A 20,315-nucleotide genomic window follows, 5' to 3' on the forward strand; every position below is an offset into this window, starting at 1 on the left:
CATACTTAATGTTATGGGGCCGACTAAGACGTAATGTAGAGCGTGCCATCATTATCCCTGGCAGCAGAGTAATTCATGCTGGCGAAAACAAGCTAAAGAGCTATAATTCAGCAACCATTTTACAGGTGGAAGAAACAATGATGAATTTGAAAGCAGTTATACCGGTAGCGGGTTTGGGTATGCATATGTTGCCTGCCACCAAGGCAATCCCAAAAGAGATGCTACCGATCGTCGACAAACCGATGATTCAGTACATTGTCGATGAGATTGTGGCTGCAGGGATCAAAGAAATCGTACTGGTGACTCACGCGTCTAAAAACGCCGTTGAGAACCACTTCGACACCTCTTATGAACTTGAATCACTTCTTGAACAGCGCGTTAAGCGTCAGCTTTTGGCGGAAGTGCAATCTATCTGCCCACCGGGCGTGACGATTATGAACGTTCGCCAGGCACAGCCGTTAGGGCTGGGGCACTCTATTCTGTGCGCGCGTCCGGTCGTGGGCGATAACCCTTTCATTGTGGTACTCCCGGATATTATTATTGATGATGCTACCGCCGATCCGCTGCGCTATAACCTTGCGGCGATGGTGGCGCGTTTCAATGAAACGGGTCGCAGCCAGGTGCTGGCGAAGCGCATGAAAGGTGATTTATCGGAGTATTCCGTTATCCAGACGAAAGAACCTCTGGATAATGAAGGCAAAGTCAGCCGGATTGTGGAGTTTATCGAAAAACCGGATCAGCCGCAGACGCTGGATTCCGATTTGATGGCGGTAGGCCGTTATGTGCTTTCAGCCGACATCTGGGCGGAACTGGAAAGAACCGAACCGGGCGCCTGGGGCCGCATCCAGCTCACCGATGCCATTGCTGAGCTGGCGAAAAAACAGTCGGTTGACGCGATGCTAATGACGGGTGACAGCTATGACTGCGGTAAAAAAATGGGCTACATGCAGGCATTTGTGAAGTACGGGCTGCGCAACCTGAAAGAAGGAGCGAAGTTCCGTAAGAGCATAGAGCAGCTTCTGCATGAATAAGTATTAACAACCGTGATAAATGGTTGGTGATAAACATAATAACGGCAGTGAACATTCGAAGCGGCAAGTTGGCTGAAACGAGTGTTGACTGCCGTTTTAGTTTTCTATAAAGGGCTTAAGTAACAAGGGGTTATCTGGAGCATTTTAATGTTGATTTTATAAGATTAATCCTTGTTTCCGGATGCAATTAATAAGACAATTAGCGTTTAAGTTTTAGTGAGCTTTGCCCTGCTGGGCGAGGTTTGTAACAAGTCGATATGTACGCAGTGCACTGGTAGCTGATGAGCCAGGGGCGGTAGCGTGTGTAACGACTTGAGCAATTAATTTTTATTGGCAAATTAAATACCACATTAAATACGCCTTATGGAATAGAAAAGTGAAGATACTTATTACTGGCGGGGCAGGTTTTATTGGATCAGCTGTTGTTCGCCATATTATTAAGAATACACAGGACACTGTAGTTAATATTGATAAATTAACCTACGCCGGTAATCTTGAATCCCTTTCTGATATTTCTGAAAGTAATCGCTACAATTTTGAACACGCGGATATTTGTGATTCCGCTGAAATAACGCGTATTTTTGAGCAGTACCAGCCGGACGCGGTGATGCATTTGGCTGCGGAAAGTCATGTGGACCGTTCGATTACCGGGCCGGCAGCATTTATTGAAACCAATATCGTCGGCACCTATGTACTTCTTGAAGTTGCGCGTAAATACTGGTCGGCGCTTGGCGAAGATAAAAAAAATAATTTTCGTTTTCATCATATTTCCACTGATGAAGTTTACGGCGATTTACCGCATCCTGATGAAGTTGAAAACAGCGTTACGCTGCCGTTATTTACTGAAACGACGGCATATGCGCCAAGTAGCCCCTATTCTGCGTCAAAAGCATCCAGCGATCATTTAGTCCGTGCCTGGCGGCGTACCTATGGTCTACCAACGATCGTTACCAATTGTTCTAATAACTATGGCCCTTATCACTTCCCTGAAAAACTGATTCCGTTGGTCATTTTGAATGCGCTGGAAGGAAAGCCTTTGCCAATTTATGGCAAAGGGGATCAGATTCGCGATTGGCTATATGTAGAAGATCATGCTCGCGCGCTTCATATGGTAGTGACTGAAGGCAAGGCAGGGGAGACTTATAACATTGGTGGACACAATGAGAAGAAAAATCTCGATGTGGTATTTACCATCTGTGATCTGCTGGATGAGATTGTACCCAAAGCGACTTCTTATCGTGAACAAATCACTTATGTCGCCGATCGTCCGGGCCATGATCGTCGTTATGCCATTGATGCAGGTAAAATTAGCCGCGAATTAGGCTGGAAACCGCTGGAGACCTTTGAAAGCGGTATTCGTAAAACAGTGGAATGGTACCTTGCAAATACTCAATGGGTAAACAATGTTAAAAGTGGGGCGTATCAGAGTTGGATAGAACAGAACTATGAAGGACGCCAGTAATGAATATCTTACTTTTTGGTAAGACAGGGCAAGTAGGCTGGGAGTTGCAACGTTCTCTGGCGCCAGTGGGGAATCTGATTGCCCTGGATGTCCATTCAAAAGAGTTTTGCGGTGATTTTAGCAATCCGAAAGGCGTTGCCGAAACCGTTCGTAAGCTTCGTCCCGATGTGATTGTTAACGCAGCAGCCCATACTGCAGTAGATAAAGCAGAGTCTGAACCAGAACTGGCGCAGTTACTTAACGCCACCAGTGTGGAAGCCATCGCTAAAGCAGCCAACGAAACTGGCGCATGGGTAGTGCATTATTCAACCGATTATGTATTTCCTGGTACCGGCGATATCCCATGGCAGGAAACGGACGCTACGTCGCCGCTGAATGTCTATGGCAAAACCAAACTAGCGGGAGAAAAGGCCCTGCAGGATAACTGCCCTAAGCACCTTATCTTCCGCACCAGTTGGGTTTATGCAGGTAAGGGCAATAATTTCGCAAAGACAATGCTTCGTCTGGCGAAAGAGCGTCAGACACTTTCAGTCATTAACGATCAGTACGGTGCGCCAACCGGTGCGGAATTACTGGCTGACTGCACGGCGCATGCGATCCGTGTGGCGTTAAAGAAACCAGAAGTCGCAGGTCTTTACCATCTGGTTGCCGGGGGAACCACAACCTGGCATGACTACGCGGCCTTAGTCTTTGACGAGGCGCGCAAAGCAGGGATAACGCTTGCGCTGACTGAGCTTAATGCTGTGCCGACCAGCGCCTACCCGACGCCGGCGAGCAGACCTGGAAATTCGCGTCTCAATACTGAAAAGTTTCAGCGTAATTTTGGCCTTATTCTGCCGCAATGGGAATTAGGAGTTAAGCGTATGCTGACTGAAATGTTTACGACGACAACCATCTGATAAATTTAAATGCCCATCAGGGCATTTTCTATGAATGAGAAATGGAAATGAAAACGCGTAAGGGCATTATTTTAGCGGGGGGCTCCGGCACTCGTCTTTATCCGGTGACCATGGCGGTAAGTAAGCAATTGCTACCAATTTATGATAAACCGATGATTTACTATCCCCTTTCCACGCTTATGCTGGCAGGCATTCGGGATATCCTGATCATCAGTACGCCACAGGACACGCCGCGTTTTCAACAACTACTGGGAGACGGCAGCCAGTGGGGGCTGAATCTTCAATATAAAGTACAGCCAAGCCCGGATGGCTTAGCACAGGCGTTTATTATTGGTGAAGAGTTCATTGGTCATGATGATTGTGCATTAGTACTGGGTGACAATATCTTCTATGGTCATGATTTACCAAAGCTAATGGAAGCTGCCGTTAATAAAGAAAGTGGTGCTACCGTCTTTGCTTATCATGTAAACGATCCGGAGCGCTACGGTGTGGTTGAGTTTGACCAAAGTGGCACAGCCGTTAGTCTGGAGGAAAAACCGTTACAACCGAAGAGTAATTACGCGGTAACGGGGCTGTATTTTTATGATAATAGCGTGGTGGAGATGGCGAAAAATCTTAAGCCTTCCGCTCGCGGTGAGTTAGAAATCACGGATATTAACCGTATCTATATGGAGCAGGGAAGATTGTCTGTCGCTATGATGGGGCGCGGTTATGCCTGGCTGGATACGGGAACGCATCAGAGTTTGATAGAGGCCAGTAATTTTATTGCAACCATCGAAGAACGCCAGGGGCTAAAAGTGTCCTGCCCGGAAGAGATCGCATTTCGTAAAAATTTTATAAATGCACAACAGGTTATAGAATTGGCTGGGCCATTATTAAAAAATGATTATGGCAAATATTTGCTGACGATGGTGAAAGGTTTATAAGTGATGATTGTGATTAAAACAGCAATACCAGATGTCTTGATCTTAGAGCCTAAAGTTTTTGGTGATGAGAGGGGATTCTTTTTTGAAAGTTATAACCAGCAGACCTTTGAAAAGTTGATTGGACGTAAAATTACATTTGTTCAAGATAATCATTCAAAATCCAAAAAGAACGTACTCAGAGGGCTGCATTTTCAGAGAGGAGCAAATGCACAGGGTAAGTTAGTTCGTTGTGCTATCGGTGAGGTTTTTGATGTTGCGGTCGATATCCGAAAAGAGTCGCCTACTTTTGGTCAGTGGGTTGGCGTAAATCTATCTGCTGAGAATAAGCGACAGCTTTGGATTCCAGAAGGTTTTGCTCATGGTTTTGTTACTCTCAGTGATTATGCAGAGTTTTTGTACAAAGCAACTAATTATTATTCACCTTCATCGGAAGGTAGCATTCTATGGAATGATGAGACAATAGGTATTGAATGGCCTTTTTCTCAGCTGCCTGAGCTTTCAGCAAAAGATGCTGCAGCACCTTTACTGCATCAAGCCTTGTTAACAGAGTAAGCATCGTGTCTCATATTATTAAGATTTTTCCATCAAATATTGAATTTTCCGGAAGAGAGGATGAATCAATCCTCGATGCTGCGCTATCGGCTGGCATCCATCTTGAACATAGCTGCAAAGCGGGTGATTGTGGTATCTGTGAGTCCGATTTGTTGGCGGGAGAAGTTGTTGACTCCAAAGGTAATATTTTTGGACAGGGTGATAAAATACTAACTTGCTGCTGTAAACCTAAAACCGCCCTTGAGCTAAATGCGCATTTTTTTCCTGAACTAGCTGGACAGACAAAAAAAATTGTCCCATGCAAGGTAAATAGTGCTGTACTGGTTTCAGGCGATGTTATGACTTTGAAGTTACGCACACCACCAACAGCAAAAATTGGCTTCCTTCCAGGGCAGTATATCAATTTACATTATAAAGGTGTAACTCGCAGTTATTCTATCGCTAATAGTGATGAGTCGAATGGTATTGAGTTGCATGTAAGGAATGTTCCCAATGGTCAGATGAGCTCGCTCATTTTTGGGGAGTTACAAGAAAATACTCTTATGCGCATTGAAGGGCCTTGCGGAACATTTTTTATTCGTGAAAGTGACAGACCTATAATCTTCCTTGCAGGCGGTACTGGATTCGCTCCAGTTAAATCAATGGTTGAGCATCTCATTCAGGGGAAATGTCGTCGTGAGATCTACATTTACTGGGGAATGCAAGATAGTAAAGATTTTTACTCTGCATTACCGCAGCAGTGGAGTGAACAGTACGACAACGTTCACTATATCCCTGTTGTTTCTGGTGATGACGCCGAATGGGGGGGGAGAAAGGGATTTGTCCATCATGCCGTGATGGATGATTTTGATTCTCTAGAGTTCTTCGATATATATGCATGTGGTTCACCTGTGATGATCGATGCCAGTAAAAAGGACTTTATGATGAAAAATCTCTCTGTAGAACATTTCTATTCTGATGCATTTACTGCATCTAAATAATATTGAGGGTAATTTATGAAAGCGGTCATCCTGGCTGGTGGACTTGGTACCAGACTAAGTGAAGAAACAATTGTAAAACCAAAACCGATGGTAGAAATTGGTGGCAAGCCTATTCTTTGGCACATTATGAAAATGTATTCTGTGCATGGTATCAAGGATTTTATTATCTGCTGTGGTTATAAAGGATATGTGATTAAAGAATATTTTGCGAACTACTTCCTTCACATGTCAGATGTAACATTCCATATGGCTGAAAACCATATGGAAGTTCACCATAAACGTGTTGAACCATGGAATGTCACATTGGTTGATACGGGTGATTCTTCAATGACTGGTGGTCGTCTGAAACGTGTTGCTGAATACGTAAAAGATGACGAGGCTTTCCTGTTTACTTATGGTGATGGCGTTGCCGACCTTGATATCAAAGCGACTATCGATTTCCATAAGGCTCACGGTAAGAAAGCGACTTTAACAGCTACTTTTCCACCAGGACGCTTTGGCGCATTAGATATCCAAGCTGGTCAGGTCCGGTCATTCCAGGAAAAACCGAAAGGCGATGGGGCAATGATCAATGGTGGTTTCTTTGTGTTGAATCCATCGGTTATCGATCTCATCGATAACGATGCAACAACCTGGGAACAAGAGCCATTAATGACATTGGCACAACAGGGGGAGTTAATGGCTTTTGAACACCCAGGTTTCTGGCAGCCGATGGATACCCTACGTGATAAAGTTTACCTCGAAGGGCTGTGGGAAAAAGGTAAAGCTCCGTGGAAAACCTGGGAGTAACTAGATGATTGATAAAAATTTTTGGCAAGGTAAACGTGTATTCGTTACCGGCCATACTGGCTTTAAAGGAAGCTGGCTTTCGCTATGGCTGACTGAAATGGGTGCAATTGTAAAAGGCTATGCACTTGATGCGCCAACTGTTCCAAGTTTATTTGAGATAGTGCGTCTTAATGATCTTATGGAATCTCATATTGGCGACATTCGTGATTTTGAAAAGCTGCGCAATTCTATTGCAGAATTTAAGCCAGAAATTGTTTTCCATATGGCAGCCCAGCCTTTAGTGCGCCTATCTTATGAACAGCCAATCGAAACATACTCAACAAATGTTATGGGTACTGTCCATTTGCTTGAAGCAGTTAAGCAAGTAGGTAACATAAAGGCAGTCGTAAATATCACCAGTGATAAGTGCTACGACAATCGTGAGTGGGTGTGGGGCTATCGTGAGAACGAACCCATGGGAGGGTACGATCCATACTCTAATAGTAAAGGTTGTGCAGAATTAGTCGCGTCTGCATTCCGGAACTCATTCTTCAATCCTGCAAATTATGAGCAACATGGCGTTGGTTTGGCGTCTGTGAGGGCTGGTAATGTCATAGGCGGAGGCGATTGGGCTAAAGACCGTTTAATTCCCGATATTCTGCGCTCATTTGAAAATAACCAGCAGGTTATTATTCGAAACCCATATTCTATCCGTCCCTGGCAGCATGTACTGGAGCCTCTTTCTGGTTACATTGTGGTGGCGCAACGCTTATATACAGAAGGTGCTAAGTTTTCTGAAGGATGGAATTTCGGCCCGCGTGATGAAGATGCGAAGACGGTCGAATTTATTGTTGACAAGATGGTCACGCTTTGGGGTGATGATGCAAGCTGGTTACTGGATGGTGAGAATCATCCTCATGAGGCACATTACCTGAAACTGGATTGCTCTAAAGCAAATATGCAATTAGGATGGCATCCGCGTTGGGGATTGACTGAAACACTTGGTCGCATCGTAAAATGGCATAAAGCATGGATTCGCGGCGAAGATATGTTGATTTGTTCAAAGCGTGAAATCAGCGACTATATGTCTGCAACTACTCGTTAAGAAAATAAGTTTAAGGAATCAAAGTAATGACAGCAAATAACCTGCGTGAGCAAATCTCTCAGCTTGTCGCTCAGTATGCGAATGAGGCATTGAGCCCGAAACCTTTTGTTGCAGGTACAAGCGTTGTGCCTCCTTCCGGGAAGGTTATTGGTGCCAAAGAGTTACAATTGATGGTTGAGGCGTCTCTTGATGGATGGCTAACTACTGGTCGTTTCAATGATGCCTTTGAGAAAAAACTTGGGGAATTTATTGGGGTTCCTCATGTTTTAACGACTACATCTGGCTCTTCGGCAAACTTGCTGGCACTGACTGCGCTGACTTCCCCAAAATTAGGCGAGCGTGCTCTCAAACCTGGTGATGAGGTTATTACTGTCGCTGCTGGCTTCCCGACTACAGTTAACCCGGCGATCCAGAATGGTTTAATACCGGTATTCGTGGATGTTGATATCCCGACATATAATATCGATGCCTCTCTCATTGAAGCTGCAGTTACTGAGAAATCAAAAGCGATAATGATCGCTCATACACTCGGTAATGCATTTAACCTGAGTGAAGTTCGTCGGATTGCCGATAAATATAACTTATGGTTGATTGAAGACTGCTGTGATGCCCTTGGGACGACTTATGAAGGCCAGATGGTAGGTACCTTTGGTGACATCGGAACCGTTAGTTTTTATCCGGCTCACCATATCACAATGGGTGAAGGTGGTGCTGTATTCACCAGGTCAGGTGAACTAAAGAAAATTATTGAGTCGTTCCGTGACTGGGGCCGGGATTGTTATTGTGCGCCAGGATGCGATAACACCTGCGGTAAACGTTTTGGTCAGCAATTGGGGTCACTTCCTCAAGGCTATGATCACAAATATACTTATTCCCACCTCGGATATAATCTCAAAATCACGGACATGCAGGCAGCATGTGGTCTGGCTCAGTTAGAACGCGTGGAAGAGTTTGTAGAGCAGCGTAAAGCTAACTTTTCCTATTTGAAACAGGGTTTGCAATCTTGCACTGAATTCCTCGAATTACCAGAAGCAACAGAGAAATCAGACCCATCCTGGTTTGGCTTCCCTATCACCCTGAAAGAAACTAGCGGTGTTAACCGTGTCGAACTGGTGAAATTCCTTGATGAAGCAAAAATCGGTACACGTTTACTGTTTGCTGGAAATCTGATTCGCCAACCGTATTTTGCTAATGTGAAATATCGTGTAGTGGGTGAGTTGACAAATACCGACCGTATAATGAATCAAACGTTCTGGATTGGTATTTATCCAGGCTTGACTACAGAGCATTTAGATTATGTCGTAAGTAAGTTTGAAGAATTTTTTGGTTTAAATTTCTAATTTTTAGAATAGGATGCTTGATGTGAATAAGAAAATCCTAATGACTGGCGCTACTAGCTTTGTAGGTACCCATCTACTACATAGTCTCATAAAGGAAGGTTATAGTATTATTGCATTAAAGCGTCCTATAACCGAGCCAACGATTATCAATACCTTGATTGAATGGTTGAATATACAAGATATAGAAAAAATATGTCAATCATCTATGAATATTCATGCGATTGTCCATATTGCAACAGACTATGGTCGAAACAGAACCCCTATATCTGAACAATATAAATGTAATGTCCTGTTACCAACAAGACTGCTTGAGTTAATGCCAGCGCTTAAAACTAAATTCTTTATTTCTACTGACTCTTTTTTTGGGAAATATGAGAAGCACTATGGATATATGCGTTCTTACATGGCATCTAAAAGACATTTTGTAGAACTATCAAAAATATACGTAGAGGAACATCCAGACGTTTGTTTTATAAATTTACGTTTAGAACATGTTTACGGTGAGAGGGATAAAGCAGGTAAAATAATCCCGTATATTATCAAAAAAATGAAAAACAATGAAGATATTGATTGTACGATCGCCAGGCAGAAAAGAGATTTTATTTATATAGACGATGTTGTTTCGGCCTATTTGAAAATTTTAAAGGAGGGTTTTAACGCTGGACACTATGATGTCGAGGTGGGGACTGGAAAATCGATAGAGCTAAAAGAAGTGTTTGAGATAATAAAAAAAGAAACGCATAGTAGTAGTAAGATAAATTATGGTGCAGTTGCGATGCGTGATGATGAGATTATGGAGTCACATGCAAATACCTCTTTCTTGACTCAATTAGGTTGGAGTGCCGAGTTTTCTATTGAGAAGGGTGTGAAAAAAATGTTGAGTATGAAAGATTAATGAATCGTATTATTAGAATGTTAGGTGTAGATAAAGCAATTCGTTATGTTATTTTTGGTAAGATAATATCTGTATTAACGGGTTTGCTGTTAATAATGTTAATATCACACTATTTATCTAAAGACGCACAGGGCTATTATTATACATTTAATTCAGTAGTGGCACTACAGATAATATTTGAATTGGGGCTATCAACGGTAATCATTCAATTCGCTAGCCACGAAATGTCAGCGTTAAAATATGATTATTCTGAACGAGATATTATAGGTGAAAGTAAAAATAAGCAACGTTACCTATCGTTATTTCGGTTGGCAATAAAATGGTATGCAGTAATAGCTTTGCTAATAATATTAATAGTCGGTCCCATCGGGTATGTTTTTTTTACGCAAAAAGAAGGCTTAGGTGTACCTTGGCAAGGGGCATGGTTATTATTAACAATAGTTACAGCTTTTAATATTTTTCTTGTTTCTGTACTTTCTGTCGCTGAAGGGAGTGGGTTAATTACTGATGTGAATAAAATGAGAATGTATCAGTCGCTGTTAGCTGGTATATTGGCAGTAAGCTTACTTATTAGTGGCTTTGGACTATATGCTACGTCTGCAATAGCTATTTCAGGGACTATCATCTTCTCCATATTTTCATATAAGTATTTTAAAAAAATTTTCCTGCAATCTTTAAGGCATAAAAATAAATATACTGAAGGTGGTATTTCATGGGTTAATGAAATATTTCCTATGCAATGGCGAATTGCTCTAAGTTGGATGTCAGGGTATTTTATTTATTTTGTTATGACCCCCATTGCATTCAAATATTTCGGGGCTATATATGCAGGGCAGTTAGGGATGTCTTTAACATTATGCAATATGGTAATGGCTACGGGCCTGGCTTGGATATCCACTAAATATCCAAAATGGGGAGTAATGGTTTCCAACAAACAACTTGCGGAACTGAGTAAATCGTTCAAAAGTGCAGTAATGCAATCATCCTTTTTTGTCTTGACAGGGTTAACTGGTGTATACATTTCATTATGGTTATTGAAATTATCTGGTTCAAACATTGGCGAGCGGTTTTTGGGATTGCAGGATTTTTTCTTTTTATCTTTAGCAATTATTGGTAATCACATTGTAGCTTGCTTTGCAACCTATATAAGAGCGCATAAAACTGAAAAAATGACATTGGCATCATGTATAATGGCTCTCTTGACTATAACTACAATGTTGTTTGTTGCATATTTAGAGTACTCGAGGTTCTACATGTTAATGTATGCAGCACTAACGTGGTTATATTTTGTTCCTCAAACTTATATAATCTTTAAAAGATTCAAGAGTTCTTATGAGTAAAAAACCTCTTCTTACTATTGCTATTCCGACATATAACCGCTCTTCATGTTTGGCTCGTTTACTTGATAGTATAATTCAACAGGAGAACTATTGTCATGATGAACTCGAGGTTATTGTTTGTGATAATGCTTCAACAGATGAAACAGCAAGAATAGCCAAGAGTGGCTTAGATAAAATAAGAAATAGTACTTATCATCTAAATGAAGAAAACTTAGGAATGGATGGTAACTTCCAGAAATGTTTTGAGTTATCAAATGGAAAATATCTTTGGATGATTGGCGATGATGATCTAATAGTCAAAAATGGTATTTCGAAGGTTTTTTCGATATTAAAGACCCGGCCTGCATTAGATATGGTGTATGTAAACTCAGCAGCAAAGACTGAGTTAAATTATAATGCTGATGTGAGGACGTCATTCTACACAAATGATGTAGATTTTATTTCAGAAGTGAAAGTTATGTTCACGTTTATTTCTGGAATGATATGTAAGAAAACTGATGCAATTGTCAAAGCCGTTGGTATTTTCAGTCCGCAAACTACTGGAAAATATCTTATGCATTTAACATGGCAATTGCCATTACTTAAACAGGGTGGAGAGTTCGCAGTTATCCATAATAATATAATTGAGGCTGAGCCAGATAATTCAGGTGGATATCATTTATATAAGGTTTTTTCTAATAATCTTGCGACAATCTTTGATGTTTTTTATCCCAGAGAGCACCGTGTAAGTAAAAGAGTTCGCGCATCAGCATGTTTATTCCTACTTAACTTCATAGGCGATGAAGATAAAACCAAAAATTTTGCTACAAATAATTATTTAAGAGATTGCGATAGTGCATTTATAGATTTAATTATATATAAATATGGGCTTAGGTTTTTCTATCTATATCCTAAAACTGTGCCTTTATTTAGAAAAATAAAATATATTATAAAGACGGTTTTAATGCATAAATAAAAATTATTCAAGGTGGTTTGCTGAAAACGACTTATAGGACTATCTAATGTTTGTCTATATTTTAAGATTAAAATTAAATCTTATCATATCATTATTGAGTAAAGTTAGGCGGAAATTAAAAGCGAAGTTTCTTGTTCTGCTTAGCGGATATGACTTTAAAATGGTTGGGAAGAATTTTAAATTGAATGTCAAACCTTACTCTGCAAAAAATAACACCTCTTCCAAATGGGGTAGTATGCGGGTTGGTGATAACTGCTGGATTGAAGCTGTATACAATTATGGTGATGAAAAATTTGAACCTTATTTGTACATAGGTGAACGTATATGTTTAAGTGATAATGTTCATATTTCTTGCGTATCATGTTTAATTTTAGAAAATGATATATTAATTGGTAGCAAAGTTTATATAGGCGATCATAGCCATGGCAGTTATAAAGTATGCAGTCCGAAAATAGAACCGCCAGCAAATAAGCCATTAGGTGATATTGCTCCTATTAAAATAGGTAATTGCTGCTGGATTGGAGATAATGCAGTAATTCTGGCTGGTAGTGAAATTTGTGATGGCTGTGTAATCGCAGCTAATTCAGTCGTCAAGGATTTAAAAGTCGATAAGCCATGTTTAATTGGTGGGGTTCCTGCTAAAGTAATAAAGGTATTTTAAAATGAATGTTTTTATCAGTATTTGTATACCGTCTTATAATAGAGCTGAGTTTTTAGAGCCACTACTGGATAGCATATATAATCAAGATTATTGTTTAAAGAATAATGATTTTGAGGTCATTGTTTGTGAAGATAAATCTCCACAGAGAGATGAGATAAACTCTATTATCGAAAACTATAAAGCAAAAAATAATAAACAAAATCTTTATGTTAATTTCAATGAAGATAATTTAGGCTATGATAAGAATTTAAAAAAATGCATTAGTTTGACGACAGGTAAATATTGCATGATCATGGGCAACGATGATCTATTAGCAGATGGAGCGTTATCAAAAATAGTGAAAGTTTTGAAGGCTAATCCTGAAATTGTATTGGCTACGCGAGCGTATGGTTGGTTTAAGGAAAATCCGAATGAGTTATGTGATACTGTTCGTCATTTAACAGACGATACTTTATTTCAGCCGGGGGCTGATGCCATTAAATTTTTCTTCCGTAGAGTTGGAGTTATTTCAGGCTTTATTGTCAATGCTGAAAAAGCAAAAAAACTATCGAGTGATTTATTTGATGGGCGTTTATATTATCAAATGTACCTTGCTGGTATGCTAATGGCTGAAGGTCAGGGATACTATTTTAGCGACGTGATGACATTGTCGAGGGATACAGAGGCTCCTGACTTTGGTAACGCTGGAACTGAAAAAGGAGTTTTCACCCCTGGGGGGTATAAACCAGAGGGCCGTATACATATGGTTGAAGGCTTGTTGCTAATTGCAAAATATATAGAAGATACAACAAAAATTGATGGCGTTTATGCTGGAATTAGAAAAGACTTAGCGAACTATTTTTATCCTTATATTCGAGATCAACTCGACTTGCCTCTTTATACTTATATTAAAATGATAAATAAATTTCGGAAAATGGGCTTTTCAAATGAAAAGCTTTTCTATGTGCATGCCTTTTTAGGGTATGTACTAAAACGGAGGGGCTATGATGCTTTAATTAAATACATTCGTAGCAAAAAAGGCGGTACTCCGCGTCTTGGTATTTAACCTCCACTTTCAAAAAATGTTATGAATATACTTCTTGCTGCGATATTAGGCGTTAACTTATTTTCTCCATATATTAGTTCGTGGATGGTGGGTATGCTGCCATTTCCACCAGGAGCAATCCTAAGGGATGTACTCAATGTATTTTTTGTGGCGTTAGTGCTAGTTCGATTTGTCATTGATAGGAAAAAAACTTATTTTCCGTTGATTTTTACTATTTTTTCATGGTCGGCGGTAATACTATGGGTAATAGCGTTAACTATATTCTCACCGGATAAAATTCAAGCAATTATGGGGGGGCGGAGTTATATTTTATTCCCGGCAGTTTTCATAGCATTAGTGATTTTAAAAGTGTCATACCCGCAATCCTTAAATATTGAAAAAATAGTTTGCTACATAATTTTTCTAATGTTTATAGTTGCGACAATATCTATTATTGATGTACTAATGAATGGAGAGTTCATTAAATTGCTCGGATATGATGAGCATTATGCAGGAGAACAATTAAACTTAATTAATAGCTATGATGGGATGGTCCGGGCTACAGGCGGTTTTAGTGATGCTCTCAATTTTGGATATATGCTCACATTAGGTGTTTTGTTATGTATGGAGTGTTTTTCCCAAGGATATAAAAGATTATTGATGCTTATTATTAGTTTTGTGCTATTTATAGCGATCTGCATGAGTCTTACTAGAGGAGCAATACTTGTTGCTGCGCTTATTTACGCACTTTATATAATTTCAAATCGGAAGATGCTTCTTTGTGGAATAACTTTATTTGTAATAATTATACCCGTTTTAGCAATTTCTACTAATATTTTTGACAACTATACAGAAATTTTGATCGGCAGGTTTACAGATTCGTCTCAGGCATCGCGTGGATCTACACAGGGACGGATAGATATGGCAATTAATTCATTAAACTTCCTGTCAGAACATCCATCAGGTATAGGTCTGGGTACTCAAGGTTCAGGAAACATGCTTTCGGTAAAAGATAATAGGTTAAATACGGATAATTATTTTTTCTGGATCGCCCTTGAGACTGGTATTATTGGCTTAATCATAAATATTATTTATCTAGCAAGTCAATTTTATTCTTCAACTTTACTAAATAGAATATATGGCAGTCATTATAGCAATATGCACTATAGATTATATTTTCTCTTTGGAAGTATATATTTTATAAGTGCAGCGTTAAGTTCAGCACCTTCATCATCAACTTTTTCTATATATTATTGGACAGTTTTAGCTTTGATTCCATTTTTAAAATTAACAAATAGACGGTGCACGCGATAATGAATAATAAAAAGGTTTTGATGGATATTAGTTGGTCTAATAAAGGGGGTATTGGACGTTTTACTGATGAAATTTCTAAACTACTATGTGATATATCTAAGGAGGAACTATATAGAAAATGTGCTTCTCCGCTGGCCCCATTAGGTTTAGCAGTCAATATTTTTCTGCGAAAGAAAACTGATGTGGTTTTTCTTCCTGGCTATATCCCACCACTTTTTTGTTCGAAAAAGTTCATAATAACAATACATGATCTAAATCATCTGGATTTAAATGATAATTCCTCTCTTTTTAAGAGGTTATTTTATAATTTTATAATAAAGCGCGGTTGTAGAAAAGCATATAAAATATTCACAGTTTCGAATTTTTCAAAAGAAAGAATAGTAGCATGGTCAGGTGTAAACCCTAATAAAATAGTCACGGTATATAATGGGGTATCTAGTCTATTTAATGCCGATGTAAAACCATTGAATTTAGGCTATAAATATTTGCTATGTGTAGGAAACAGAAAAACTCATAAGAATGAGAAGTGTGTTATATCTGCCTTTGCCAAAGCAGATATTGATCCAGCAATAAAACTCGTTTTTACTGGTAATCCTTGTAATGATTTAGAAAAACTAATAATACAACATGGTTTAAGTGAACGTGTAAAGTTCTTTGGGTTCGTGTCTGAAAAAGATTTACCATCGTTATATAAGGGCTCGTTAGGATTAGTTTTCCCTTCTTTATATGAAGGTTTTGGATTACCTGTAGTGGAGAGCATGGCCTGTGGTATTCCTGTATTAACTTCTCTGACTTCATCATTGCCAGAGGTGGCTGGAGATGCAGCGATTCTTGTCGACCCTCTTTCGGAAGATGCTATTACTAAAGGAATTTCGAGGTTAATTAATGATTCTGAACTTCGTAAGCATTTAATCCAAAAGGGGCTTTTGCGGGCAAAGAGGTTCAATTGGCAAAACGTGGTTAGTGAGATTGAAATGGTACTGACAGAGGCATGTGATGGAAATAAATGAAATAAAAATATCTCTCGTTCATGAGTGGTTATTAAGTTATGCAGGCTCCGAACAGGTATCATCTGCCATCCTGCATATTTTCCCTGAAGCGAAGTTATATTCGGTGGTTGATTTTCTAACGGATGAACAAAGAAGACATTTTCTGGGGAAATATGCGACTACCACATTTATTCAAAATTTACCTAAAGCTAAAAAATTTTACCAGAAATATTTACCACTAATGCCACTGGCTATTGAACAACTTGATTTATCAGATGCTAATATCATCATTAGTAGCGCCCATTCCGTTGCAAAAGGTGTTATTTCCGGACCAGATCAGCTTCACATTAGCTATGTTCATTCTCCTATTCGATATGCGTGGGATTTACAGCATCAGTACCTTAATGAGTCTAACCTGAATAAAGGAATTAAAGGTTGGTTAGCAAAATGGCTTCTTCACAAAATACGAATTTGGGATTCTCGAACCGCAAATGGGGTTGATCATTTTATAGCTAATTCTCAATATATCGCGCGTAGAATTAAAAAAGTATACAGACGTGAGGCTTCAGTTATATATCCGCCTGTAGATGTGGATAATTTTGAAGTAAAAAATGAAAAGCAAGACTATTATTTCACAGCATCCCGTATGGTACCCTACAAACGTATTGATCTTATTGTCGAAGCCTTTAGTAAAATGCCGGAAAAGAAATTAGTAGTTATTGGTGATGGACCGGAGATGAAAAAAATAAAGAGCAAGGCTACAGACAATATAAAATTGCTCGGTTATCAATCTTTTCCTGTTTTAAAAGAGTATATGCAGAGCGCCAGGGCGTTTGTTTTTGCAGCGGAAGAGGACTTTGGAATAATACCTGTCGAAGCTCAAGCTTGCGGTACCCCTGTTATTGCCTTTGGGAAGGGAGGGGCCTTAGAAACCGTTCGCCCACTAGGTATAGAGGAACCGACTGGCATTTTCTTCAAGGAACAGAATATTGCTTCTTTGCATGAAGCTGTTAGTGAGTTTGAAAAAAATGCATCATTTTTTACATCTCAGGCTTGTAGAAAAAATGCAGAAAAATTTTCTCGATCAAGATTTGAACAAGAATTTAAGAACTTTGTTAATGAAAAGTGGAATCTTTTCAAAACAGAACAGATTATTAAACGTTAATTATGGTTTATTGAATGTCTAAATTAATACCAGTAATAATGGCCGGTGGGATTGGTAGCCGTTTGTGGCCACTTTCACGTGAAGAGCATCCGAAACAGTTTTTAAGCGTAGATGGTGAATTATCTATGCTGCAAAACACCATTAAAAGATTGACTCCTCTTTTGGCTGGAGAACCTTTAGTCATTTGTAATGATAGTCACCGCTTCCTTGTCGCTGAACAACTTCGAGCTATAAATAAACTAGCAAATAACATCATATTAGAGCCAGTGGGGCGTAATACAGCCCCAGCTATAGCGCTGGCCGCTTTTTGTTCACTTCAGAATGTCGTCGATGAAGACCCGCTTTTGCTTGTCCTTGCTGCGGATCATGTCATCCGCGATGAGAAAGTGTTTCTTAAAGCTATCAATCACGCTGAATTTTTTGCAACACAAGGTAAGCTAGTAACGTTTGGTATTGTACCCACACAGGCCGAAACTGGCTACGGTTATATTTGTAGAGGTGAAGCAATCGGGGAAGATGCTTTTTCTGTAGCCGAATTTGTAGAGAAGCCTGATTTCGATACAGCGCGTCATTATGTAGAATCAGAGAAATATTATTGGAACAGCGGTATGTTCCTTTTTCGTGCAAGTAGTTACTTACAAGAATTAAAGGATCTGTCCCCCGATATTTACCAAGCATGTGAAAATGCGGTAGGGAGTATTAATCCTGATCTTGATTTTATCCGTATTGATAAAGAAGCATTCGCAATGTGCCCTAGTGATTCTATCGATTATGCGGTAATGGAACATACTAGGCATGCAGTTGTCGTACCGATGAATGCCGGCTGGTCAGATGTGGGGTCATGGTCTTCACTGTGGGATATTTCTAAGAAAGATCCACAACGTAATGTATTACATGGCGATATTTTTGCATATAATAGTAAAGATAATTATATCTATTCTGAAAAATCGTTTATTAGTACAATCGGAGTAAATAATTTAGTTATCGTGCAGACAGCAGATGCCTTATTAGTATCTGATAAAGATTCAGTCCAGGATGTTAAAAAAGTTGTTGATTATTTAAAAGCTAATAATAGAAACGAACATAAAAAACATTTAGAGGTTTTCCGACCGTGGGGAAAATTTAGCGTAATTCATAGTGGCGATAATTATTTAGTTAAAAGAATAACTGTTAAACCAGGCGCGAAGTTTGCTGCTCAGATGCATCTCCATCGTGCTGAGCATTGGATAGTGGTATCTGGTACTGCTTGTATTACTAAGGGGGAAGAAATTTTTACAATTTCGGAGAATGAATCAACATTTATACCTGCTAATACAGTTCATACGTTAAAAAACCCCGCGACTATTCCATTAGAACTAATAGAAATTCAATCTGGCACCTATCTTGCGGAGGATGATATTATTCGCCTGGAGAAACATTCTGGATATCTGGAGTAATGAATTGATGAAAAATATATATAATACTTACGATGTTATCAACAAATCTGGAATTAATTTTGGAACCAGTGGTGCCCGCGGCCTTGTTACCGATTTTACACCCGAAGTTTGCGCAGCATTTACCATTTCCTTTTTGACAGTAATGCAGCAAAGATTCTCATTTACAACGGTTGCGCTCGCAATTGATAATCGTCCAAGCAGTTACGCGATGGCTCAAGCTTGTGCTGCTGCTTTGCAAGAAAAAGGAATTAAAACCGTTTACTATGGCGTAATTCCAACACCTGCTTTAGCTCATCAATCAATTTCCGATAAAGTACCTGCAATCATGGTTACTGGCAGTCATATCCCTTTTGACCGTAATGGCCTGAAATTTTATAGGCCAGATGGTGAAATTACTAAAGATGATGAGAATGCTATTATTCATGTTGAAGCCTCATTTATGAAGCCTAAGCTTGAACAATTGACAATTTCCACAATCGCTGCTAGAAATTATATTCTACGATATACCTCATTATTTCCAATGCCATTCTTAAAAAATAAGCGCATTGGAATTTATGAGCATTCTAGTGCGGGTCGTGATCTCTATAAGACGTTATTCAAAATGTTGGGTGCTACAGTTGTTAGTTTAGCAAGGAGCGACGAATTTGTTCCTATTGATACTGAAGCTGTAAGTGAAGATGATAGAAATAAAGCAATCACATGGGCAAAAAAATATCAGTTAGATGCTATATTTTCAACTGATGGTGATGGAGATCGCCCTCTGATAGCTGACGAATATGGAAATTGGTTAAGAGGAGATATATTAGGCCTTCTGTGCTCTCTCGAATTAGCTGCTGATGCAGTCGCTATTCCTGTAAGCTGCAACAGTACAATCTCATCTGGTAACTTTTTTAAACATGTGGAACGAACAAAGATTGGTTCACCCTATGTGATTGCAGCATTTGCTAAATTATCTGCAAACTATAATTGTATAGCTGGTTTTGAAGCGAATGGTGGCTTTCTGCTAGGTAGCAATGTTTATATTAATCAGCGTTTACTTAAGGCATTACCAACACGTGATGCTTTATTACCTGCCATTATGCTTCTGTTTGGTAGCAAGGACAAAAGTATTAGTGAGCTTGTTAAAAAACTTCCTGCTCGCTATACCTATTCAAACAGATTACAGGATATAAGTGTTAAAACAAGTATGTCTCTAATAAATCTTGGTCTGACAGATCAAGAGGATTTTTTGCAGTATATTGGTTTTAATAAACATCATATATTACATTCTGATGTTACTGATGGCTTTAGAATCACTATCGATAACAATAATATTATTCATTTGCGACCTTCAGGCAATGCCCCTGAGTTGCGTTGCTATGCGGAGGCTGACTCGCAAGAGGATGCATGTAATATTGTTGAAACTGTTCTCTCTAATATCAAAAGCAAACTGGGTAGAGCTTAATGGCTGTTGATATAGAGCGTTTCTTTCCA

The 20,315-nt window shown here is 39.4% G+C and carries 18 protein-coding genes and 1 pseudogene; all 19 read left to right on the top strand.

The annotated features are described in order from the left end of the window. Positions 1-137 precede the first annotated feature (137 nt). The 19 genes and pseudogenes from galF to K8W53_RS08740 all read left to right on the top strand — a co-directional run bounded on the left by galF (position 138) and on the right by K8W53_RS08740 (position 20,286). Positions 138-1,031: a GalU regulator GalF gene (gene galF, locus K8W53_RS08650; protein WP_000981469.1), complete on the top strand. Its 894-nt coding sequence runs from the start codon at positions 138-140 to the stop codon at positions 1,029-1,031. Between the two features lie 376 nt (positions 1,032-1,407). Continuing rightward, entirely contained in the window at positions 1,408-2,493 is a 1,086-nt protein-coding gene (gene rfbB, locus K8W53_RS08655; RefSeq protein WP_000697846.1) for a dTDP-glucose 4,6-dehydratase, read from the top strand. Beyond that, positions 2,493-3,392: a dTDP-4-dehydrorhamnose reductase gene (gene rfbD, locus K8W53_RS08660; RefSeq protein WP_001023659.1), complete on the top strand. Its 900-nt coding sequence runs from the start codon at positions 2,493-2,495 to the stop codon at positions 3,390-3,392. The genes rfbB and rfbD overlap by 1 nt, the downstream gene beginning before the upstream one ends. Positions 3,393-3,439: 47 nt before the next feature. Further along, positions 3,440-4,318, top strand: a complete 879-nt coding sequence (gene rfbA, locus K8W53_RS08665) for a glucose-1-phosphate thymidylyltransferase RfbA (protein WP_023224546.1) — start codon at positions 3,440-3,442, stop codon at positions 4,316-4,318. After that, positions 4,319-4,870 (top strand): dTDP-4-dehydrorhamnose 3,5-epimerase, encoded by a 552-nt coding sequence (gene rfbC / locus K8W53_RS08670; RefSeq protein WP_000973713.1) that lies wholly within the window; start codon positions 4,319-4,321, stop codon positions 4,868-4,870. Positions 4,871-4,875: 5 nt separating this feature from the next. Continuing rightward, positions 4,876-5,869 (top strand): annotated as a pseudogene (locus tag K8W53_RS08675) (CDP-6-deoxy-delta-3,4-glucoseen reductase). Next, positions 5,866-6,639 carry a glucose-1-phosphate cytidylyltransferase gene (gene rfbF, locus K8W53_RS08680; RefSeq protein ID WP_052939425.1) on the top strand — a complete coding sequence of 258 codons (774 nt, stop codon included), beginning with the start codon at positions 5,866-5,868 and terminating at the stop codon, positions 6,637-6,639. The pseudogene K8W53_RS08675 and the gene rfbF overlap by 4 nt, the downstream one beginning before the upstream one ends. Positions 6,640-6,643: 4 nt before the next feature. Continuing rightward, positions 6,644-7,723: a CDP-glucose 4,6-dehydratase gene (gene rfbG, locus K8W53_RS08685; RefSeq protein ID WP_000565903.1), complete on the top strand. Its 1,080-nt coding sequence runs from the start codon at positions 6,644-6,646 to the stop codon at positions 7,721-7,723. 26 nt (positions 7,724-7,749) lie between these two features. Then, complete coding sequence (rfbH, locus tag K8W53_RS08690; protein ID WP_000126351.1) at positions 7,750-9,063, top strand: lipopolysaccharide biosynthesis protein RfbH; 1,314 nt, start codon at positions 7,750-7,752, stop codon at positions 9,061-9,063. 13 nt (positions 9,064-9,076) lie between these two features. Continuing rightward, on the top strand, positions 9,077-9,958 hold the full coding sequence (rfbJ, locus tag K8W53_RS08695; protein WP_000887842.1) for a CDP-abequose synthase: 882 nt from the start codon (positions 9,077-9,079) through the stop codon (positions 9,956-9,958). Further along, positions 9,958-11,298, top strand: a complete 1,341-nt coding sequence (locus K8W53_RS08700; protein ID WP_023224549.1) for a hypothetical protein — start codon at positions 9,958-9,960, stop codon at positions 11,296-11,298. The genes rfbJ and K8W53_RS08700 overlap by 1 nt, the downstream gene beginning before the upstream one ends. Then, positions 11,291-12,253 (top strand): glycosyltransferase family 2 protein, encoded by a 963-nt coding sequence (locus K8W53_RS08705; protein WP_023224550.1) that lies wholly within the window; start codon positions 11,291-11,293, stop codon positions 12,251-12,253. Before K8W53_RS08700 ends, K8W53_RS08705 begins: the two co-directional genes overlap by 8 nt. A 46-nt stretch (positions 12,254-12,299) precedes the next feature. Next, positions 12,300-12,914 (top strand): acyltransferase, encoded by a 615-nt coding sequence (locus K8W53_RS08710; protein ID WP_023224551.1) that lies wholly within the window; start codon positions 12,300-12,302, stop codon positions 12,912-12,914. A gap of 1 nt (position 12,915) precedes the next feature. Further along, complete coding sequence (locus K8W53_RS08715) at positions 12,916-13,959, top strand: glycosyltransferase family 2 protein (protein ID WP_001100430.1); 1,044 nt, start codon at positions 12,916-12,918, stop codon at positions 13,957-13,959. A gap of 93 nt (positions 13,960-14,052) precedes the next feature. Then, entirely contained in the window at positions 14,053-15,252 is a 1,200-nt protein-coding gene (locus K8W53_RS08720) for an O-antigen polymerase (protein WP_052939424.1), read from the top strand. Beyond that, positions 15,252-16,262: a glycosyltransferase family 4 protein gene (locus K8W53_RS08725; RefSeq protein ID WP_001060529.1), complete on the top strand. Its 1,011-nt coding sequence runs from the start codon at positions 15,252-15,254 to the stop codon at positions 16,260-16,262. The genes K8W53_RS08720 and K8W53_RS08725 overlap by 1 nt, the downstream gene beginning before the upstream one ends. Continuing rightward, on the top strand, positions 16,249-17,406 hold the full coding sequence (locus K8W53_RS08730) for a glycosyltransferase family 4 protein (protein WP_001529342.1): 1,158 nt from the start codon (positions 16,249-16,251) through the stop codon (positions 17,404-17,406). Before K8W53_RS08725 ends, K8W53_RS08730 begins: the two co-directional genes overlap by 14 nt. Positions 17,407-17,420: 14 nt before the next feature. After that, positions 17,421-18,842, top strand: a complete 1,422-nt coding sequence (locus tag K8W53_RS08735) for a mannose-1-phosphate guanylyltransferase/mannose-6-phosphate isomerase (protein ID WP_000040079.1) — start codon at positions 17,421-17,423, stop codon at positions 18,840-18,842. A gap of 7 nt (positions 18,843-18,849) precedes the next feature. Then, positions 18,850-20,286 carry a phosphomannomutase gene (locus tag K8W53_RS08740; protein ID WP_052939423.1) on the top strand — a complete coding sequence of 479 codons (1,437 nt, stop codon included), beginning with the start codon at positions 18,850-18,852 and terminating at the stop codon, positions 20,284-20,286. Positions 20,287-20,315 lie beyond the last annotated feature (29 nt).

The sequence above is a fragment of the Salmonella sp. A29-2 genome (assembly GCF_020150755.1).
Taxonomy (GTDB): Bacteria; Pseudomonadota; Gammaproteobacteria; order Enterobacterales; family Enterobacteriaceae; genus Salmonella; species Salmonella enterica.